The organism is Pseudocitrobacter vendiensis, assembly GCF_943590815.1.
Taxonomy (GTDB): Bacteria; Pseudomonadota; Gammaproteobacteria; order Enterobacterales; family Enterobacteriaceae; genus Pseudocitrobacter; species Pseudocitrobacter vendiensis.
In genome coordinates this window covers 119,656-139,368 of the sequence record NZ_CALSBS010000009.1, presented here as the reverse complement: position 1 = coordinate 139,368, position 19,713 = coordinate 119,656, and the positions used below count along the sequence as shown (strand labels likewise).

At 53.1% G+C, this 19,713-nt stretch carries 18 protein-coding genes and 1 other annotated feature; of the genes, 10 read left to right on the top strand and 8 right to left on the bottom strand.

From position 1 onward, the window contains the following. Positions 1-8: 8 nt before the first annotated feature. The 3 genes from dnaX to NMC31_RS12105 form a co-directional block, all read right to left on the bottom strand. Positions 9-1,940, bottom strand: coding sequence for a DNA polymerase III subunit gamma/tau (gene dnaX, locus NMC31_RS12115; protein ID WP_253898065.1), 1,932 nt, complete (start codon positions 1,938-1,940; stop codon positions 9-11). Continuing rightward, positions 612-675: a sequence feature (DnaX frameshifting element), on the bottom strand. (Overlaps the previous gene by 64 nt.) A gap of 93 nt (positions 1,941-2,033) precedes the next feature. Beyond that, the gene (gene apt, locus NMC31_RS12110; RefSeq protein WP_015965525.1) at positions 2,034-2,585 is read right to left on the bottom strand and encodes an adenine phosphoribosyltransferase; all 552 of its coding nucleotides are present in this window, start codon (positions 2,583-2,585) and stop codon (positions 2,034-2,036) included. 147 nt (positions 2,586-2,732) lie between these two features. Next, positions 2,733-3,110, bottom strand: coding sequence for a DUF454 family protein (locus tag NMC31_RS12105; protein WP_041686299.1), 378 nt, complete (start codon positions 3,108-3,110; stop codon positions 2,733-2,735). 68 nt (positions 3,111-3,178) lie between these two features. Here NMC31_RS12105 and priC point away from each other — a divergent pair, with 68 nt between their 5' ends. After that, positions 3,179-3,706, top strand: coding sequence for a primosomal replication protein N'' (gene priC / locus NMC31_RS12100; RefSeq protein WP_149462099.1), 528 nt, complete (start codon positions 3,179-3,181; stop codon positions 3,704-3,706). 10 nt (positions 3,707-3,716) lie between these two features. Beyond that, entirely contained in the window at positions 3,717-3,881 is a 165-nt protein-coding gene (gene rsmS, locus NMC31_RS12095; protein ID WP_253898064.1) for a pleiotropic regulatory protein RsmS, read from the top strand. Positions 3,882-4,204: 323 nt separating this feature from the next. Here the strand turns inward: rsmS and mscK are convergent, their stop codons facing one another. Together mscK and acrR are read right to left on the bottom strand one after the other, a co-directional pair. Next, positions 4,205-7,558 (bottom strand): mechanosensitive channel MscK, encoded by a 3,354-nt coding sequence (gene mscK, locus NMC31_RS12090; RefSeq protein ID WP_253898063.1) that lies wholly within the window; start codon positions 7,556-7,558, stop codon positions 4,205-4,207. A 130-nt stretch (positions 7,559-7,688) separates the two neighbouring features. Continuing rightward, on the bottom strand, positions 7,689-8,330 hold the full coding sequence (gene acrR, locus NMC31_RS12085; protein WP_149462102.1) for a multidrug efflux transporter transcriptional repressor AcrR: 642 nt from the start codon (positions 8,328-8,330) through the stop codon (positions 7,689-7,691). Positions 8,331-8,471: 141 nt separating this feature from the next. Here acrR and acrA point away from each other — a divergent pair, with 141 nt between their 5' ends. From acrA to NMC31_RS12055, 6 genes are all read left to right on the top strand, one after another. After that, positions 8,472-9,665, top strand: coding sequence for a multidrug efflux RND transporter periplasmic adaptor subunit AcrA (gene acrA / locus NMC31_RS12080; RefSeq protein WP_253898062.1), 1,194 nt, complete (start codon positions 8,472-8,474; stop codon positions 9,663-9,665). Between the two features lie 22 nt (positions 9,666-9,687). After that, entirely contained in the window at positions 9,688-12,837 is a 3,150-nt protein-coding gene (gene acrB, locus NMC31_RS12075) for a multidrug efflux RND transporter permease subunit AcrB (protein ID WP_149462104.1), read from the top strand. Positions 12,838-13,382: 545 nt separating this feature from the next. Continuing rightward, positions 13,383-13,757, top strand: a complete 375-nt coding sequence (tomB, locus tag NMC31_RS12070; RefSeq protein WP_015965533.1) for an Hha toxicity modulator TomB — start codon at positions 13,383-13,385, stop codon at positions 13,755-13,757. Between the two features lie 26 nt (positions 13,758-13,783). Beyond that, the gene (gene hha / locus NMC31_RS12065) at positions 13,784-14,002 is read left to right on the top strand and encodes a hemolysin expression-modulating protein Hha (protein WP_015965534.1); all 219 of its coding nucleotides are present in this window, start codon (positions 13,784-13,786) and stop codon (positions 14,000-14,002) included. A 169-nt stretch (positions 14,003-14,171) separates the two neighbouring features. Further along, positions 14,172-14,726, top strand: coding sequence for a maltose O-acetyltransferase (gene maa / locus NMC31_RS12060; protein WP_253898061.1), 555 nt, complete (start codon positions 14,172-14,174; stop codon positions 14,724-14,726). Positions 14,727-14,824: 98 nt separating this feature from the next. Beyond that, on the top strand, positions 14,825-15,295 hold the full coding sequence (locus NMC31_RS12055; RefSeq protein WP_253898090.1) for a YlaC family protein: 471 nt from the start codon (positions 14,825-14,827) through the stop codon (positions 15,293-15,295). On the opposite strand, the gene pdxR is transcribed toward NMC31_RS12055, so the two are convergent. Continuing rightward, a complete protein-coding gene (gene pdxR, locus NMC31_RS12050; RefSeq protein WP_253898060.1) occupies positions 15,264-16,721 on the bottom strand; it encodes a MocR-like pyridoxine biosynthesis transcription factor PdxR in 1,458 nt (485 codons plus the stop codon). The genes NMC31_RS12055 and pdxR overlap by 32 nt on opposite strands. Positions 16,722-16,822: 101 nt before the next feature. On the opposite strand from pdxR, the gene NMC31_RS12045 reads away from it, so the two are divergent. Further along, positions 16,823-17,536 carry a GNAT family N-acetyltransferase gene (locus NMC31_RS12045; protein WP_253898059.1) on the top strand — a complete coding sequence of 238 codons (714 nt, stop codon included), beginning with the start codon at positions 16,823-16,825 and terminating at the stop codon, positions 17,534-17,536. On the opposite strand, the gene ykgO is transcribed toward NMC31_RS12045, so the two are convergent. Beyond that, entirely contained in the window at positions 17,533-17,673 is a 141-nt protein-coding gene (ykgO, locus tag NMC31_RS12040; RefSeq protein WP_005125190.1) for a type B 50S ribosomal protein L36, read from the bottom strand. The genes NMC31_RS12045 and ykgO overlap by 4 nt on opposite strands. Then, on the bottom strand, positions 17,673-17,933 hold the full coding sequence (locus NMC31_RS12035) for a type B 50S ribosomal protein L31 (protein ID WP_253898058.1): 261 nt from the start codon (positions 17,931-17,933) through the stop codon (positions 17,673-17,675). The genes ykgO and NMC31_RS12035 overlap by 1 nt, the downstream gene beginning before the upstream one ends. 203 nt (positions 17,934-18,136) lie before the next feature. Between NMC31_RS12035 and NMC31_RS12030 the strand changes: the two genes are divergently transcribed. Continuing rightward, positions 18,137-19,711 (top strand): cyclic di-3',5'-guanosine monophosphate phosphodiesterase PdeB, encoded by a 1,575-nt coding sequence (locus NMC31_RS12030; protein ID WP_253898057.1) that lies wholly within the window; start codon positions 18,137-18,139, stop codon positions 19,709-19,711. Positions 19,712-19,713: the final 2 nt, after the last annotated feature.

The window sequence follows — 19,713 nt, the reverse complement described above, 5'->3', positions numbered from 1 at the left end:
GCTCACGATCAAATGGGGCGGATACTCTCTTCGTCCAGGTCCGCATCGAAGAATCGACGCAGAGTCTGAATGTTGTTATCCGCGATTATCGCCTCACGCGCTTGCGCGAGTTTCTCTTCATAAATGGCCTGACGCCACTCAAGCGGCGTTCGCTGGGTTGAATTATCATCTTCAATGATAGTCAATTCAACGGGTGCGCCGTTTAAAGTGCTCAGTGCCTCGGCCAGTTTTTGCTGCGCGCCCGGCGAGTTCAGATGCCGCTGGGTGGGTCGCAGATGCAGGCAAACCGTATTGCCGCTTTGCTCTTTCCACGCATTCAGCGCCACCTGCTCAACCAGCTTCGGCAGTGCCAGCTGGCTCACCTGCGCGGCCCACTCGTCGCGCTCGATGGCTTCAGCGGCCAGTTTCGCGGCCAGTTCCGGCGTTTTTTCATGTTCCAGCGCTTTCTTCAACGCTTTCGGCGTTGCAACCTCCACTTTGACCTCTTGGGCCACCATCGTGGATTTCCAGCGATAGGCTTCTTTTTTCGCCGGTGCTTTCTCGAGTGCCGACGGCGCAGGACGCGAAGAAACGCGTTCCGTTACCGAAGCCAGTCTTTCCAGCGCAGCGTTATTCACCGGCCGCGCGCGGGAAGCGGCTGCCGGTTCACTCTTTTTTAGTTTGGGCGCTCCTGCATTACCCTGCTGAAGCTGACGGCGAGCGGCCAACACCTGATTCGTCGATTCAGGTAGCGGTACATCCGGCCCGCGTGGCGCAGGCGCTGTCTGCGACTGAACCGGCGGTGGCGTCATCATCGCCGTCGCGGCCTGCGGCGCGAAGTTGTGCTGGGGCACTTCTGGCTCCGGCAGTGGCATACGCGGGTGGAAGGCCAGCGCGCGCAACAACGTCATTTCAATACCCATACGACGATCGGGCGCGTAAGGCAGTTCCTTGCGGCCAATCAGCAGGGTTTGATAGTAGAGCTGAACATCGGTTGGCGGTACGGTACGCGCTAAATCACGCATTCGTTGCTCGACCGTGGCCATATCGCTGCCCAGCGCGGACGGCGACAGCTGAACCATCGCAATGCGATGCAGCAAGCTTTGCATTTCAACCAGCAGCGCTTCCCACTCGATACCGCGTTGTGCGGCCTCGTTGACCAGTGCCATCACACGTTCGCCATCGGCGGCGACCAGCGCTTCAATTAAAGAAAGCGCCTGGTCGTCATCGAGCGTGCCCAGCATGGTGCTGACCGACGCGGTGGTCAGTTGACCTTCCCCGCTGGCAATGGCTTGATCCGTCAGACTTAACGCATCACGCAGGCTGCCATCTGCTGAACGGGCGAGCAGTTGTAGCGCGCGCGGCTCAAAGGCAATGTTCTCTTCGCCGAGAATATGCTCAAGCTGATGGCGAATTTGTTCGACATCCAGCGCTTTAAGATGGAATTGCAGGCAACGGGAAAGAATGGTGACCGGCAGCTTTTGCGGGTCGGTGGTTGCCAACAAGAATTTGACGTGCGCAGGCGGCTCTTCCAGCGTTTTTAACAGCGCGTTAAAACTGTGGCGGGAGAGCATGTGCACTTCATCGATCAGATAGACTTTGAAACGCCCACGCGCCGGTGCGTACTGGACGTTATCAAGCAGGTCGCGCGTGTCTTCAACTTTAGTACGCGACGCGGCATCGATTTCGATTAAATCGACAAAACGCCCCTCTTCGATTTCACGGCAGTTATCGCACACACCACAGGGCGTAGCGGTAACACCGGTTTCGCAGTTCAGCCCCTTCGCCAGCAAACGGGCGATAGAGGTTTTACCGACGCCACGGGTGCCGGAAAAGAGATAGGCGTGATGAATGCGCCCTAACGACAAGCCGTTCGCCAGTGCAGTCAGCACATGTTCCTGGCCGACGACGTCAGCGAAGGTTTGTGGTCGCCATTTTCGGGCTAAGACCTGATAACTCATTGGCTGGCTCTGAGACGTTGGAAGGTGGATTCACGAGGGGGGTAATGCTATCACAGCCCCGCCAATACGGCGAGGCTCAGTATCGGGATTTGCTTAGTGGCCCGGGAAGGAAACCAGGCTGTAGCTGGTGATACCCTGTTTTTCCAGGCGCTGCTCACCACCGAGGTCGAACAGGTTGATGATGAATGCTGCATCGGTGACTTCACCGCCCAGACGACGAATCAGTTTAACGGTCGCCTCAATGGTGCCACCGGTCGCCAGCAGATCGTCCACCACCAGCACTTTATCGCCGGGTTTAATGGCATCAACATGAATTTCCAGTTGATCGGTGCCGTACTCAAGCTCGTAGCTTTCAGCGATAGTTTCACGCGGCAGTTTACCCGGCTTACGTACCGGCACAAAACCTACACCCATCGCCAGGGCTACCGGTGCGCCAAACAGAAAACCACGCGCTTCGGTACCGACGACTTTAGTGATACCTGCATCTTTATAGCGATTCACCAGCAGTTCAATGCTGAGGGCGTAGGCTTTCGGATCTTCCAGTAAACTGGTGACATCACGGAAAAGAATGCCCGGCTTCGGATAGTCGTGAATGCTTTTAATGCTGTTCTTCAGAAATTCAAGCTGCTGTGCAGTAGCGGTCATAGGTTTGTGCCTGCTTAAAACGATGTTACTCGAGGCGTGCAAAAGGGGTCAAAGTTACATTTGATTAACTTTTGACCGGCGCGCCTGTGCTCGAAAACGGTCGAATTTACTGACTGCTGATAAGAATTGCAACACCATTAATGCGCTTTACGGCTTTTGTTGTTCCGCATCAATCACCGGGATTCGCCACATGAAAATCAATAAACAGGCCAGAATCACTAAAAGCAGGATCCGTACCCACATCATCTTCACCAGCCACAGGGAGATAGCGAAGGTCACCAGAATAAGGATAATAGCCCGAGGCTTTGCCCCGCGCGGCATGGCACGATATTTCTGCCAGTGACGCAAATAGCCACCAAACCATGAGCGATAAAGCAGCCAGTGGTGAAAACGCGGCGACGAGCGCGCGAAGCACCAGGCGGCGAGCAGGATAAACGGCGTGGTAGGCAGCAACGGCAAAACCACGCCCAGTGTGCCAAGGGCTACCGCCAGCCAGCCAATAATGATTAAAATAGTGCGTTGCATAGCGAGAATCGTTATCAATACCAGCGGCTAATGTAGCATAGTCGATAATAAATACGACGGAGATTGGCGTGAAAATAGCGCAGCTTTTACAAACGCTGGAAGCCCAGCTTGCGCGACTGCAAGTGCGTATCGCGCCGCTGGCGCAGCACGCCACCCTGACGCCCCGCTTTGACAGGCAATTGTTTCACACCCGAAGCACTACGCTACAGGCGTGCCTGAATGAAGCGCAAAAGAATTTCAGCGAGTTGCAGCGCGCCGTTGAGCAAAAGCAGCTTCCACAAGTGGCCTGGCTTGCCGAACACCTGGCTGCGCAAATTGAGGCAATCAGTAGGGAAAGTGACGCCTGGACACTGCGTGCCTGGGATAGCGCCTCACCTGCGCAAACGCGCTGGCAGCGCAAGCGCCTGCAAACTCAGGAGTTTGAACGCCGGCTGCTGGAGATGAAACAGACACGTGAGCAACAGCTTCAACAGGCGACTACCTTTGAAGAGCAGCAGCGGCTTGGCCGCGAAATTACCGCCTTTGATGCCCGTCTGGCTCGCTGCCGACAGGCTTTGCAGGACATTGAAAACGTACTGGCGCGCCTGACGCGCTAAAGGGGAAAGTATGTCGCTGGAAAATGCGCCGGATGACGTTAAGCTGGCGGTGGATTTGATAATGCTGCTGGAAAGCCATGATATCGCGCCGGATGTGGTGTTGAGCGCGCTGGAGATGGTGAAACGCGATTTCGCGAAGAAACTGGCAACAACGACGGACAATCGCGCCGAATAACCGCCCGGTGGCGCTTGCGCTTACCGGGCCTACAAAATCACATAATCCGTAGGCCGGATAAGGCGCAGCTGCATCCGGCAAATTCGCCGCACAACTGCCCGGTGGCGCTACGCTCACCGGGCCTACAAAATCACACATTCCGTAGGCCGGATAAGGCGCAGCCGCCATCCGGCAAACTCACCGCACAACCGCCCGGTGGCGCTTCGCTTACCGGGCCTACAAAATCACACATTCCGTAGGCCGGATAAGGCGCAGCCGCCATCCGGCAAATTCGCCGCACAACTGCCCGGTGGCGCTACGCTCACCGGGCGAACAACAGAGAATTAATCCGCTATCGCGAGGTTGTTACCACCGTTGTTATCACGCTTCACTTCCGTCACTTCATCGCCCTTCTCATTGTGCAGATGAACTTCCAGCTGGTTAAACGCGATGTTGATGTTATTTTCACGACACAGACGATCGATGGTGCGGTTCAGCTCATCGACGGTGTAGCTGCGATCGCGCAGTTCACGCACATACAGACGCAGCTCGTGATCCAGCGTGCTGGCGCCAAATGTGGTGAATAATACAATCGGCTCCGGATCGTGCATCACTTTCGGGTGCTCCATCGCCGCTTTCAGCAGGATCTCTTTCACCTTATCAAGATCGGAACCATACGCCACGCCCAGGCTTATCACCACACGCGTAATCGTATCGCTGAGCGACCAGTTGATCAGGCGCTCGGTCACAAACGCTTTGTTCGGGATGATCACCTCTTTACGGTCAAAGTCGGTGATGGTGGTCGCACGAATACGGATCTTACTGACTGTTCCCGAGAACGTACCGATCGTTACGGTATCGCCAATACGTACCGGGCGTTCAAACAGGATAATAATGCCGGAAACAAAGTTACCGAAAATCTCCTGTAAACCAAAACCAAGACCGACCGATAACGCCGCCGCCAGCCACTGCAGTTTGTCCCACGAGACGCCCAGCGAGCCAAACACTGTCATCGCGCCGACGGCGATGATCACGTAGTTGAGGATAGTGGTAATGGCGTAGGATGCGCCCTGGCGCATGTTCAGGCGCGAGAGCACCAGCACTTCCAGCAGGCCCGGTAAGTTGCGGATGAGCGCCCAGGCAATGGTCGCCGCTATCACCGCAAACAGCAGGCTGCCCATGGTGACGTTTTTCACCACGCTGGCGCCAGCTTCCGTGCCGCTGTAATGCCACAGGGTAATGCTGTCGAGATAGGTAAAGACGGAGATTAAGTCTGACCAAATGCCCCAGAACGCCGCCGCGAACAAACACACCATTAGCAGCATGGTGATACGCAGCGTTTGCTGGTTGACCTGCTCCAGAGCGATGGTCGGCTCTTCCTGCGGCTCCGCGCCTTCCGCACCCTCTTTCACGATATTCTGACGACGCGCGACCGCACGGCGATAGGCGATACGCCGCGCCGCGACGCTCAGACCACGCAGAACGGTTTGGTAAAGCAGGTTCCAGACAATCACCAGGTAGACGGTTTCAATCCAGCGACCGGAGAGGCGCAGCGTGGTATAGAAGTAGCCCGTTGCGGTCAGCACCATCAATCCAATCGGTACCAGTGACAGTACGGTAATCGTGACCAGACGCAGCCCGTGCGACTCTTTATCACGCCAGCTGTCACGGCACATTGGCCACACCAGAATAGCAATCAGCAGCAGGTTCAGCAGAATAACAAACTGGCCCAGCACATCGTCCATCAGGTGCAGTGGTGAAAGCTCCGCCACGACCGACCAGAAGTGCAGCGGCAGCAACGCAAGGCTGATGCGCACAATCTGGCGACGCCAGTGGCTGGTGAGCTGTTCTGGCATATTGAAGTGGCGTACCGCGACGCCGTCTTTTTCCAGTACTTTCCAGCACAAGCCGAAGATCAGCCAGAAGGTCGCCAGTTTTTTACAGAACGCCCACAACAGGTCGCTGATGTTGAGCTGCATGGTCAGCAGAATCAGACCAACGGCCAGAATCACTAATACCACCGGCAAGGCTCTAATCAGATCGGTGAGAATCGCTTTTGGCGTATGCAATTGGCTATCGTTGCGTAGTTGCCCGACCTGCTCCGCTAAACGCGCCTGATAAGCGCGCAGCCAGGACAGTTTCCAGCGGATCAGCCCGGCAATCAGCAGCAGCGGCAGGCCCGCCAGGAAGGCGATGAAGACTGCTGGCCACGCTTTTTCCCAGTTTACGGTGATTTTCATCGCCTTAAACTGGTCTTTCAGCGCGCCCGGGAAGGATTTAATCCAGTCCCACCCCATCGGTTTGTTGCTGTTTACCCAGAAGATTTGCTGGGTAAGGATCTCTTTAAGGTTTTTCGAGACGCTCATCAACTGCTGCTGGTTAATTTGCAGGTTGATAGCCATCATCAGCTGGTTCCCCAGCTGTTTGTTAATTAAATCCAGCGCCTCACGACGCGCATCAACCAATTGCAGCAATGCGTCATGCACTTCCGGCGTAATCTCGCTGGCGTGCCCCTCTTCCAGTTTGGCGACAAAGTCTTCGCTCTGGAACATCGCATCACGCTGCTGGTTAATTTCGAACTGCTCCAGACGCAGGTCCGCAATGCGGTTGGTCATGTCTTCCAGCTCATCCGCGGAGGGCAGAGTCTGTTGCTGTTGATAAAGAATACGCGAGAGCAACAGGCTCCCTTTCAGAACCGCAATCTGCTCTTTAACATTGCGCTCGGATTGCAACGCACGGTCGAGCCAGTTCTTCACTCTGATGTTTTGCTGAACCAGTTGGTTACCGCTTTCGGTAACATTAATCAGGCGTTGGCTTAACTGGTGGTTGATTTCCAGTTCCTGTTTAACCAGTGGGTTCGCCTGAATACGCGCCGTGTCTTCCGGCGAGGCGGTTTCCTGCGCCGTTTTTTCCGTTAACGTCAACCGTTTGTTGTTAGCCGCTTCCTGTAAAAGCTGAAGCTGGTGCTCAAGGCGGGTGCTGTAAGCGGTAATGTAATCGCGCTGTTTTTGCAGGGTATCCTGCAAAGTGGTGTTGCCCTGCAGGCTTTTACGCTGCTGATCGAGTTCCGCATTGAGCAGCGCCTGCTGCACCTGCAACATGGTTTGCTGAGAAGGACGCAGCGCGCCTTCTCCTACCGTGGTGCCGTTCAGGCTATTACGTATTTGTTGTAGCTGCTGCGACGCCGCATTCATCGCGTTTTGCACGCGTTCAGGCTGAGTTTGTAGGGAAACCAACTGGGTATTGTAAGTCGCCAGATCGTTCTGGGCATTTTGCAGGTCATCGACCATCTGCGTTAAGCGCGCTTCCAGCTGACGTAACGATAACGTCGAGAGCGTTTTGCGCGTTTCATCGTCGTTGTCGACGTCGCTCAGCGCATTCAGTTTCTCAGTGGCTTCGCGCAGTTGCGCCGGAGCCTGATCGACTCTCTTCTGCAACTGGACGGTTTCGTCTTTGACGCGATCGATTTTATCCAGAAACTGGACGGTCTCGGTCAGATCCTGCAGCTCCAGCTTGTCCGCTGGGGTAGGATCTTTCTTCTTATTGATGGCATCGATTTGTGCCTGAATTTCGGCACGATCGGGAAGGTCATTACCGCTTGTGGCACGCGCCTGCGCGGCGGTGACAGCACAGAAAAGACATGCAATAACGACTATAAAAGCGAAAAATGTGTTCCGCGAGCGAATGTTATGCAGCATAGTTTTAACATGAGTGATTGCAAAAGCCGGAGAAAACCGGGGGATAAACGCGTGCGAAGAATAGCACTTCTGCAATCGACGGAATAGCGCCACCTTCCAGGATTATTCCTGGTAATACTGAATTTTCTGATTAACCTGATTTCTCATGCAGCGTCGGGCAGAACTGAAACATCTCCAGCAGAATAGCCACATAATCCCGCGCCTCTTTTTTCAGGTCGAAGGATCCCGGCGCAAAGAGCCAATTCTCCATGATCCCTGAGATATAGCTGCGCATTAATATAGCCGCTTTGCGGGTTAACAATTTTGCCGGCAGCATCTTCGCGGATATACAATCCTTTAACACTTGTTCAATACGGTCATAACTTTCTATGCAAAGATTCCGCTGAGCCTGCTGTAGTAAGGCCATTTCACCGACAAATTCGCATTTATGGAATATAATCTCCATCATCAAGCGTCTACGCTCTTCTACAACCGTTGCTTCAAGGATATAGACTAATATTTCCCTTAAAACTGAGAGTGGATCGTCGGGGAATTTTGCCCGATACTCAATCTCAAGATCGCTGATACTGGATTCTGATAACTCCCAGATTTCACCAAATAAATCCGACTTGTCCTTGAAGTGCCAATAGATAGCGCCGCGCGTGACGCCTGCTGCTTTGGCAATATCCACCAGCGAGGTTGAGGATACGCCCTGCTGAGAAAATAGACGCAAGGCCACGTCAAGAATGTGTTGACGTGTCGCAAGGGCTTCTTGTTTGGTTTTTCGTGCCATAGGTTGGTGAATTTACAGAGGTTAGATTTACATACATTTGTGAATGTATGTACCATAGCACGACGATAATATAAACGCAGCAATGGGTTTGTGGACGCTGAACCATTGATCAATTTGAAATCGGACACTCGAGGTTTACATATGAACAAAAACAGAGGGTTAACGCCTCTGGCGGTCGTTCTGATGCTCTCAGGCAGCTTAGCGCTTACAGGATGTGACGACAAAGGGGCTCAACAAGGAGCACAGCAGATGCCAGAAGTTGGCGTTGTGACGCTCAAATCTGAACCTCTTCAAATCACAACTGAACTCCCTGGCCGCACCAACGCGTATCGTATTGCAGAAGTTCGTCCGCAGGTCAGCGGTATCATTCTGAAGCGAAACTTTACTGAAGGCGGCGATATCGAGGCTGGCGTGTCTCTGTATCAGATCGATCCTGCTACTTATCAGGCTGCTTACGAAAGCGCGAAAGGTGACCTGGCGAAGGCACAGGCTGCTGCCAATATTGCTCAACTGACCGTGAAGCGCTACCAGAAACTTCTGGGTACGCAGTACATCAGTCAACAGGACTACGACACCGCGCAGGCGGATGCACAGCAGGCTAATGCGGCCGTGGTTGCAGCCAAAGCGGCTGTTGAAACCGCGCGTATCAACCTGGCCTATACCAAAGTCACCTCCCCTATCAGCGGCCGTATCGGTAAATCCGCGGTAACGGAAGGCGCCCTGGTGCAGAACGGGCAGTCTACTGCGCTGGCAACGGTGCAACAGCTCGACCCGATCTACGTCGATGTGACGCAATCCAGTAACGACTTCCTGCGTCTGAAACAGGAACTGGCAAACGGCACGCTGAAGCAGGAAAACGGCAAAGCGAAAGTCGACCTGGTGACGAATGACGGTACTAAATATCCGCAGAGCGGCACATTAGAGTTCTCTGATGTGACGGTTGATCAGACCACCGGGTCTATCACCCTGCGCGCTATCTTCCCGAATCCGGACCATACTCTGCTGCCTGGCATGTTCGTTCGAGCGCGCCTGCAGGAAGGTGTGAATCCGAATGCGTTGCTGGTTCCTCAGCAAGGCGTGACCCGTACGCCACGCGGCGATGCTACCGCGCTGGTTGTGGGTGAAGGCGATAAAGTTGAAACGCGTGATATCAAAGCAACCCAGGCGATTGGCGATAAATGGCTGGTCACTGAAGGGCTGAAAGACGGCGACCGTGTGATTATCACCGGCCTGCAAAAAGTCCGTCCCGGCGCGCAGGTGAAAGCGCAGGAAGTGACGTCTGACAATAAAGAACTAGCCGCAGCCGGCGCAGCGTCAGAAAAAACTCAGTCTTAACTTAAACAGGAGCCGTTAAGACATGGCTAATTTCTTTATCGATCGCCCGATATTTGCATGGGTGATCGCAATCATCATCATGCTTGCCGGGGGACTCGCGATCATGAAACTGCCGGTAGCGCAATATCCAACGATTGCGCCGCCAGCCGTGACGATCTCCGCAACCTATCCGGGTGCTGATGCCCAGACGGTGCAGGACACCGTGACACAGGTTATCGAACAGAATATGAACGGTATCGATAACCTGATGTACATGTCCTCCAACAGTGACTCTACCGGTACGGTACAGATCACCCTGACCTTTGAATCCGGTACTGACGCAGACATCGCGCAGGTACAGGTGCAGAACAAACTGTCGCTGGCAACGCCGTTGCTGCCGCAGGAAGTTCAGCAGCAAGGTATCAGCGTTGAAAAGTCCTCCAGTAGCTTCCTGATGGTTGTTGGTGTCATTAACACCAACGGCACCATGACCCAGGAAGATATTTCCGACTACGTTGCGGCGAACATGAAAGACCCGATCAGCCGTACGTCAGGCGTCGGTGACGTTCAGTTGTTTGGTTCTCAGTACGCGATGCGTATCTGGATGGACCCGACCAAACTGAACAATTTCCAGTTGACTCCGGTAGATGTTATCGCGGCGATCAAAGCACAGAACGCCCAGGTTGCAGCCGGTCAATTAGGCGGTACGCCGCCGGTGAAGGGCCAGCAGCTTAACGCCTCAATCATCGCGCAAACCCGTCTGACCAGCACCGATGAGTTCGGCAAAATTCTGCTGAAAGTCAATCAGGATGGTTCGCAGGTTCGCCTGCGCGACGTAGCGAAGATTGAGCTCGGCGGTGAGAACTACGACATCATCGCGAAGTTCAACGGCAAACCGGCTTCCGGTCTGGGTATCAAGCTGGCGACCGGTGCGAACGCGCTGGACACCGCGAAAGCTATCCGTGCCGAACTGAAGAAAATGGAACCGTTCTTCCCGTCAGGCTTGCAGATTGTTTACCCGTATGACACCACCCCATTCGTTCAGATTTCCATTAACGAAGTGGTGAAAACGCTGGTTGAAGCGATTCTTCTGGTATTCATCGTGATGTATATGTTCCTGCAAAACTTCCGCGCGACGTTGATTCCAACCATCGCGGTACCGGTCGTCTTGTTGGGTACGTTCGCCATCCTTGCAGCCTTTGGTTTCTCCATCAACACCCTGACGATGTTCGGGATGGTGCTGGCGATAGGGCTATTGGTGGATGACGCCATCGTGGTGGTAGAAAACGTCGAGCGTGTAATGACTGACGAAGGGCTACCACCGAAAGAAGCGACGCGTAAATCCATGGGCCAGATTCAGGGCGCACTGGTGGGCATCGCGATGGTGCTGTCGGCGGTATTTATTCCGATGGCTTTCTTCGGCGGTTCTACCGGTGCAATCTACCGTCAGTTCTCCATCACTATCGTTTCGGCGATGGCGCTGTCCGTACTGGTGGCGTTGATTCTGACTCCGGCACTGTGTGCCACGATGCTCAAACCGGTTGCGAAAGGCGATCACGGCGAAGACAAAAAAGGCTTCTTCGGCTGGTTCAACCGCATGTTTGATAAGAGCACGCACCATTACACCGACAGCGTAGGCAACATTCTGCGCAGCACCGGTCGTTATCTGCTGCTGTATATCATCATCGTGGTCGGCATGGCCTTCCTGTTCGTTCGTCTGCCAAGCTCGTTCCTGCCAGATGAAGACCAGGGCGTGTTCCTGAGTATGGCCCAGCTTCCGGCAGGGGCAACGCAGGAGCGTACGCAGAAAGTGCTGGATGAGATGACCGATTACTATCTCACCAAAGAGAAAGACAACGTTGCATCCGTGTTTGCGGTTAACGGCTTTGGTTTTGCGGGTCGTGGTCAGAACACCGGTATTGCCTTCGTGTCTCTGAAAGACTGGGCGGATCGTCCGGGTGAAGAGAATAAAGTTGAAGCCATTACGCAACGTGCGATGGGCGCTTTCTCGCAGATTAAAGATGCGATGGTATTCGCCTTTAACCTGCCAGCGATCGTTGAACTGGGTACGGCGACCGGTTTCGACTTCCAGCTGATTGACCAGGGCGGCCTCGGTCACGAGAAACTGACTCAGGCGCGTAACCAGTTGTTTGGTGAAGTGGCGAAGCACCCGGATCTCTTAGTCGGTGTACGTCCTAACGGCCTGGAAGATACGCCGCAGTTTAAAATTGATATCGACCAGGAGAAAGCACAGGCGCTGGGCGTGTCTATCAGCGACATCAATACCACGCTGGGCGCAGCCTGGGGTAGTAGCTACGTCAACGACTTCATCGACCGTGGTCGCGTGAAGAAAGTGTACGTGATGTCCGAAGCGCAGTACCGCATGTTGCCGGAAGATATCAGCAACTGGTACGTGCGTGGTTCTGATGGCCAGATGGTGCCATTCTCCGCGTTCTCAACATCTCGCTGGGAATACGGTTCACCGCGTCTGGAACGCTATAACGGTCTGCCGTCGATGGAAATCCTCGGTCAGGCTGCACCAGGAAGAAGTACCGGTGAAGCGATGACGCTGATGGAAGAGCTGGCGGGTAAACTGCCGTCGGGTATCGGTTACGACTGGACCGGGATGTCTTACCAGGAACGTCTCTCTGGTAACCAGGCCCCTGCCCTGTATGCGATCTCGCTGATTGTGGTCTTCCTGTGTCTGGCTGCGTTGTATGAGAGCTGGTCGATTCCGTTCTCCGTTATGCTGGTGGTTCCGCTGGGGGTTATCGGTGCGCTGTTAGCCGCAACCTTCCGTGGCCTCACCAACGACGTTTACTTCCAGGTGGGCCTGCTGACAACCATTGGCTTGTCGGCGAAGAACGCGATACTTATCGTGGAATTCGCCAAAGATCTGATGGAAAAAGAAGGTAAGGGCCTGATTGAAGCAACGCTTGAAGCGGTACGTATGCGTCTGCGTCCAATCCTGATGACGTCGCTGGCGTTCATCCTCGGGGTTATGCCGCTGGTTATCAGTACCGGCGCAGGCTCCGGCGCACAGAACGCGGTAGGTACCGGCGTAATGGGCGGGATGGTCACGGCAACGGTTCTGGCAATCTTCTTCGTGCCGGTGTTCTTCGTGGTGGTTCGCCGCCGCTTTGGCCGCAAAGTTGAAGAGACTGAGCATAGCCAACCGGCAGAACGTCACTAAATCTGACCGATGCTAAAAAGGGCCGCTGATGCGGCCCTTTTTTATGCCTTTTTATAATCGCACTTATCGTTATAAACGCTTTTAAAATGCAGTAATACATTTTTATAATTAAAAAATGCGGTTATCTTTAATAGTGATGTTTCATCACCGTGAGGGTTTCCATGGTTAAAGGTTTAAGAAAACTCCGAAGTGCAAGGTGTTTTCTCTGATACTCCGCGGCGAAGCGTCTTAGACCTGCTGAAAATCCAGGCATCTGCCTGCCGCAACGTTCGTGTGGATAATGAGTAAGTGAATGAATTCTAATGATTCAATTATTATTCTCTGGCGATACATTGAAAAATCTTAATCTAAGCCACATTTCATTACCGGGGAATTAAGAAAATAGACTTAATTGTAATTTTTCGTAATAGCTCGGTGAAATCTCTTTCAGAGTGGATTATAGTTAGTACATAAGGACTGTGCGTCTGCGCCAGGTTAGCCGGTAGTTACCCCATCCCACACACTGTTTGTTCTCGTCGTTTTACTCACGAATAAGGGGATGTGTTATGGACGAATACTCGCCAAAAAGGCATGATATCGCGCAACTCAGATTCCTCTGCGAAACGCTCTATCATGACTGCCTCGCCAACCTTGAAGAGAGTAACCACGGTTGGGTTAACGACCCCACCTCGGCTATCAACCTTCAGCTTAATGAGTTGATCGAGCATATCGCGACCTTTGCGCTTAATTATAAAATTAAGTACAACGAAGATAATAAATTGATTGCACAAATTGACGAATATCTGGATGATACTTTCATGTTGTTCAGTAACTACGGTATAAATAGCGAAGACTTGCAAAAATGGCGCAAGTCCGGGAACAAACTTTTCCGCTGTTTCGTCAACGCCAGCCGGGCTAACCCCGTTAGCCTCTCTTGTTAAGATAATTACAATCACATGGGTGAATTATGTCTGAGAAACCATTAACTAAAACGGATTATTTGATGCGACTGCGCCGTTGCCAGTCAATTGATACGCTGGAACGCGTCATTGAAAAAAATAAATATGAACTTTCTGACAATGAACTGGCGGTATTTTACTCAGCTGCCGATCATCGTCTGGCTGAATTGACGATGAATAAGCTGTACGACAAGATCCCATCCACTGTGTGGAAATTCATTCGCTAATCGCTATTTTCTGTAATTGCTTCAGGCGTCCGTTAAGTCAACTAACGATCGTTACGTTCCACTTACCCTGGTAAGTTTGTGATTAACTTCACACTGATTAACAGGGAACGTTCCCAATTATTCCTGTGCCTCTTATGGTGAACACTCTTGACTGACGAGGAGTGTCACAATGAGTGAAGAGAAACGTAAAATGATCGCCGGCGAACTCTATCGCCCGGCGGATGCAACGCTCAGAGCCGATAGTCTGCGCGCCAAACAATTGTTGCATCGCTACAATCATTCGTCGCCCGACGAAAAAGCATTACGCCATCAGTTGCTGGCTGAACTTTTCGATAAAAGCCACGATGCTTATATTGAGCCCAATTTCCGCTGCGACTACGGCTATAACATTACTCTCGGCACCAATTTCTACGCCAATTTTGATTGCGTAATGCTGGACGTTTGCCCCATTACCATCGGCGATAATTGCATGCTCGCGCCGGGCGTACATATTTATACGGCGACCCATCCTCTGGATGCTACTGAACGCAACAGCGGCTATGAATATGGCAAACCGGTGGTTATCGGAAATAACGTCTGGATTGGCGGACGTGCGGTAATAAACCCTGGCGTCACTCTTGGGGATAACGTGGTGGTGGCTTCGGGCGCGGTGGTGGTGAAAGATGTGCCAGATAACGCGGTCGTTGGGGGTAATCCGGCCCGCATTCTTAAAATGCTGAGCTGATACGACTGTTATGCTTTTTTGAAACTAATCTGTTACTTTTTGTATTGGTTAATGCAACATAGAATAGGTGAATCCGCCCTGAGTTGCAGAGCCTAATGATGACAGAAATCCAGCGATTACTTACGCAAACGATCAATGAACTGAATATCCGTGAAAAGCGCGACAACAGGCCGCGCTTTAGCATTAGTTTTATCCGCAATCACCCCGGCCTGTTCCTGGCGATGTACGCGGCGTTTTTCGCCACGCTGATTGTCATGATGCGTTCAGAGACACTCGAAGGTTCCGTCTGGCTCTTGTGGGTGCTGTTTGCTCTGCTGAATGCGTTTTTCTTCTTCGACGTTTATCCACGTTATCACTACGAAGATATCGATGTTCTGGATTTCCGCGTCTGCTATAACGGTGAGTGGTACAACACGCGCTTCGTGCCGGAAGAGTTAATTCAATCCATCAAGGACTCACCGCGCGTCAGCGCGCAGGCCCGGGCGCAGCTTGAAAAAATGGTCGCCAGAAAAGGTGAACTCTCGTTCTACGATGTCTTCACCCTGACCCGCGCGGAAGCGACGCAATAATCCGCTGAAGCGTCCGTATCGCTGGAATAAAGCGCGATGCGGACGTATTGCCATAACCCAGCACCAGGCCAGAACGTTGATGCTGCGCATTCAGATAAAACTGGCTGAGCGCCGCCGGTGACATCTGCTGCTGGCGGGCAAGTTTTACCACCGCCACATCATCAATCCCGTCGATAAGTACCGTCAGGTGCAGTCCCCCCTCTCCGGCCAGCACCTGATGCGGAAGCAGCAACGCCTGCGCCAACGCTTCGCGTAGCTGTGTTTGCCGTTTACGATAAAGCCGTCGCATCGCCGCCAGATGCCGCGCGTAATGGCCCTCCTCAATAAACGTCGCCAGGGTACGTTGTTCGGCGCGATGCCCACCGCGCAGCAGGGCGCGAATCGCTGGTTGTGCGGCAGCGACCAGCGCAGGCGGCAGCACCATAAACCCCAACCGCAGCGACGGAAACAGCGTTTTGCTGAAGGTCCCCAAATAGACGACCGGCGCGTCTCTTACCATTCCGCGCATCGCCGGGATCGGCTCACCGCTGTAGCGAAACTCACTGTCATAATCGTCCTCAATGATCCAGGCGCCAGCGCGATGCGCAAACTCCAGCAGCGCCAGACGCCGCGCCGCACTCAGCACGCTGCCCGTGGGGTACTGATGCGACGGTGAGGTGAAGATGAGACGTGGCGTCGAAGAAACCTTCGCAAACTGCATGCCTTCATCATCCACAGGAATCCCCTCAAGCGATAAACCCGCCGCAAGAAAGGCGCTTTTAGCGCCAATGTAACCCGGCTCCTCTACCCAGGCCAGTTGCCCCGGCTCGCTCAACAACTGGGTACAAAGATTCATCCCTTCCAGTGCGCCTTCGGTGATAACCACCTGGCTGGCGTCACAATCGATTCCCCGAGAAAGCGCGAGGTGACGAGCAATCGCTTCGCGAAGCGACGCTTCTCCGGCGGAATCACCATACCCCAGCAGCAAGCTCCCCTCCTCCCGCAAGGTTCGATCGAGCAACCGCCGCCACAACGGTAAGGGAAAATAGTTAATGGCGGGCGTTCCCGGCGTAAAGAGCATCGGCGGCGATTCACGCGGCGTCGCGGGCGGTAGCTGGCGAAACCTCCCGGCCACGGAGGCGGGTAACGTTGGCGATGACGCAGTCACCTGCGATTTGGGGAGTGATGCCACACGCGTACCCTGCCTGTCGCGCAGTAAATAGCCTTCCAGCGCCAGCTGCTCCAGCGCGCTATTGACCGTATTACGGGAAATCGCCAGCCGCTGCGCCATGATGCGCGAACCAGGAAGGCGGCTGTTTTCCTGCAGTTGCCCCTGCAAAATGGCGTCTCTTAGCGCGTTGTAAAGGACACGCTGTAGCGTCTGCGGCCCACGCATTGCCAGCGCGCGTTGCAGGAAAGTAAAAAAGGGATCGTCAGGAATATTCATCAGGGCTCCTCGTGGCACCATAAAAAGATACATCCATGGCACTTTTTATGGAACCAGTAAGTCTCTATTCTCATCTTGTCCACTTACAGCAAGGAGAGGTTATGAGTCAGCTAAATCAATTTAATCAACCCGTTGGTGATGCATTACCCGACTGGCAACCGCGCTCTCATCCGGCACGCGTGGTGCTTGAAGGCGACTGGTGTCGGCTGGAGCCCCTGGCCGTTCATCATGCTGACGCACTGTTTGCCGCCCACCAGCTTGCCGCCGATACGCGCAGCTGGACATGGTTGCTGCGCGAACCCGACAGCTGTGTGGACGATTTTCGCCAGTGGGTCGCCAGTGTGCAAAATCTCAGCGATCCTATTCATTTTGCGGTAATTGATAAAAAAACCGGTAAGCCGGTGGGCTCACTGTCGCTGATGCGCATTGATGCCAGTCATGGCGTGGTGGAGGTTGGGCACGTGCACTTTTCGCCGCTGCTTAGCCGCACCCCGATGTCAACGGAAGCGCAGTGGCTGCTGATGTGCTACGCCTTTGATACGCTCGGGTACCGCCGCTACGAATGGAAATGTAATAGTCTGAATGAACCCTCGCGCAATGCTGCATTACGTTTAGGCTTTCAGTTTGAAGGTCGCTTTCGTCAGGCGCTGGTGATTAAGGGTCATAACCGCGATACGGACTGGTTTTCGATTCTGGATAGCGAATGGCCTGCGCTTGATACGGCGTTTCGTCACTGGCTTGCCGCCGACAACTTCGATGCCGACGGCAAGCAGCAAAAAACCCTGGAACAGTGGCGCAATAATGGGAAAGATTAACGTCTTTTTTTACGACCCTGCACCGCTTTAAAACGCGGATTGGTCTTGCAAATGACATACAGCCGCCCTTTACGCTTCACAATCTGACAGTCCGGGTGGCGTTGTTTTGCACTGCGTAATGAATTCAGTACCTGCATTATTGGCCTCTCACATCCAGAAAACGGCCAAAGCGCTGACGGAATTTCGCGGCGCTGCCTTCGCTGGAAAACGACTTCTGTTTCCCGGTATAAAACGGATGCGACTTCGCAGAAACCTCAAGAGTGACATAGGGATATGTCTCTCCTTCGAGTTCAATTTCGCGATCGGTCTTGATCGTTGAACCGACCTTAAAATATTCATTGGCGCTGGTGTCGTGGAAGACCACGGTACGATATTGCGGATGGATATTGGTTTTCATAACGCCCTCAACATGTATGTTATAACATAACAATATACTAAGACATCCTCTCACATCGATCAACCCTGATTAAAACAGGGTTATTATTCTTTCCTGACTGGTGATAAATTACGCAACCCATCTCAGAATAACCCTATTGTTTAATAAGCTTATTATTGGGATGAGATATACTTGTCGTACTTTGCCACATTAAGGACAACGCTGTGACAACACGACATCTGGTGGGTCTGGTGACGGGCGTGCTCATTTTGGCGATTTTTTTGCCCATTTTACTGAGCATCTGGCTGGCTCATCGCGAGGCAGATGCCCAGTTCAGGGATGAACAAGAACTCTATGCTTCTCGGGTGATGGCGCGCACGCTGCGGGTACTGGATCAAGCGAAAGCCGCGCTTATTCAGATAGACACCTCAAAGAATCCAGGTTGTAACCCGCAGCATCTTCTGGAGATGCGCCGTCTTTCGTACTCCTGGCGCTATGTTCAGGAGGTTCTTTATCTAAAGGGATCAACGCCGGTATGCTCATCGCTGGAGGTGAAAAGTGCCCCCGTGACCTATCCGCAGCCCGATCGAGTCACACAAGATGGTTACCGCACCTGGTTTACTGTAAAAAACGATCTGGGGCTCGATTATCACATGATTGCCATTGCAAGCAGGCAACATATGGTCATTATCGACCCTTTATCGTTTATCGACGTTCTCCCTTCTGAACTCAGCAATATTCAGTCCGCGCTTCTGGGCACAGTCAAAGATCGGGTGCTGGCGAGTAGCCAGCCTATTGATATCGCCGTGTTCAAACGCATGCAACAAGAGGGGCTTGAAACGCTGACGGCGAACAAAACCATTTATACCGTACGACATTATCCTGAGCTTGATCTGGCGGTGATGACCTGGTCATCTGTGCAACCGAAGGTTGCCAGCTGGCATCGTCAACTTTTGATTTGGTTACCAATCGGGATGCTAATCAGTTTGCTCGCGGCCTGGTTTATTCTGCGGTTGTTGCGACGCTTGCAATCTCCCCACCATCGGATGCTCGACGCCCTGAATGAATCGGCAATTACTGTTCACTACCAACCGATTGTTTCACTAAAAAGTGGAAAAATTGTTGGCGCGGAGGCGCTGGCCCGCTGGAAGCAACCAGACGGAAGCTATTTGTCACCGGAGATCTTTATTCCTCTTGCTGAGCAAACCGGGCTCATCACAATGCTGACAGAAACCGTTGTGAAGAATATCTTTTTGGATTTAGGGAAATGGCTGCATGTTCATCCTGATCTCCACATCTCTATTAATCTCTCGGTTGAGGATATTCAGTCGACAACGCTTCCTGTGCTGCTAGGTCAACAACTCAACCATTGGCAAGTCGCCCCCTCGCAAATTGCGCTTGAACTGACTGAGCGCGGATTTGCTGACCCAAAAACGACACTGCCCGCCATTGAAAGCTATCGTAAAGCGGGGCACGCTATCTATATTGATGATTTTGGTACCGGTTATTCCAGTCTTCGCTACCTGCAAGATCTCGAAGTCGATACGCTGAAAATCGATAAGTCATTTGTGGATGCGCTGGAGTATCAGCAGGTAACACCGTACATCATCGAAATGGCGAAAACCCTTAAGCTGGATGTGGTTGCGGAAGGCATTGAAACGGCCTGCCAACAGGAGTGGTTGTATCAGCACGGTGTGCATTACGGCCAGGGCTGGCTGTACAGCAAAGCGCTGCCTAAAACCGATTTTATTCTCTGGGCCGAGGAGAATTTACGCTCGCACTCAGCAGGCGCTGCTTAAGA

Coding starts and splice junctions, on each gene's coding strand:
- dnaX (WP_253898065.1), bottom strand. CDS start 1,940: ATGAGTTATCAGGTCTTAGCCCGAAAATGGCGACCACAAACCTTCGCT.
- apt (WP_015965525.1), bottom strand. CDS start 2,585: ATGACCGCTACTGCACAGCAGCTTGAATTTCTGAAGAACAGCATTAAA.
- NMC31_RS12105 (WP_041686299.1), bottom strand. CDS start 3,110: ATGCAACGCACTATTTTAATCATTATTGGCTGGCTGGCGGTAGCCCTT.
- rsmS (WP_253898064.1), top strand. CDS start 3,717: ATGTCGCTGGAAAATGCGCCGGATGACGTTAAGCTGGCGGTGGATTTG.
- mscK (WP_253898063.1), bottom strand. CDS start 7,558: ATGCTGCATAACATTCGCTCGCGGAACACATTTTTCGCTTTTATAGTC.
- acrR (WP_149462102.1), bottom strand. CDS start 8,330: ATGGCACGAAAAACCAAACAAGAAGCCCTTGCGACACGTCAACACATT.
- acrA (WP_253898062.1), top strand. CDS start 8,472: ATGAACAAAAACAGAGGGTTAACGCCTCTGGCGGTCGTTCTGATGCTC.
- acrB (WP_149462104.1), top strand. CDS start 9,688: ATGGCTAATTTCTTTATCGATCGCCCGATATTTGCATGGGTGATCGCA.
- tomB (WP_015965533.1), top strand. CDS start 13,383: ATGGACGAATACTCGCCAAAAAGGCATGATATCGCGCAACTCAGATTC.
- hha (WP_015965534.1), top strand. CDS start 13,784: ATGTCTGAGAAACCATTAACTAAAACGGATTATTTGATGCGACTGCGC.
- maa (WP_253898061.1), top strand. CDS start 14,172: ATGAGTGAAGAGAAACGTAAAATGATCGCCGGCGAACTCTATCGCCCG.
- NMC31_RS12055 (WP_253898090.1), top strand. CDS start 14,825: ATGACAGAAATCCAGCGATTACTTACGCAAACGATCAATGAACTGAAT.
- pdxR (WP_253898060.1), bottom strand. CDS start 16,721: ATGAATATTCCTGACGATCCCTTTTTTACTTTCCTGCAACGCGCGCTG.
- NMC31_RS12045 (WP_253898059.1), top strand. CDS start 16,823: ATGAGTCAGCTAAATCAATTTAATCAACCCGTTGGTGATGCATTACCC.
- ykgO (WP_005125190.1), bottom strand. CDS start 17,673: ATGCAGGTACTGAATTCATTACGCAGTGCAAAACAACGCCACCCGGAC.
- NMC31_RS12035 (WP_253898058.1), bottom strand. CDS start 17,933: ATGAAAACCAATATCCATCCGCAATATCGTACCGTGGTCTTCCACGAC.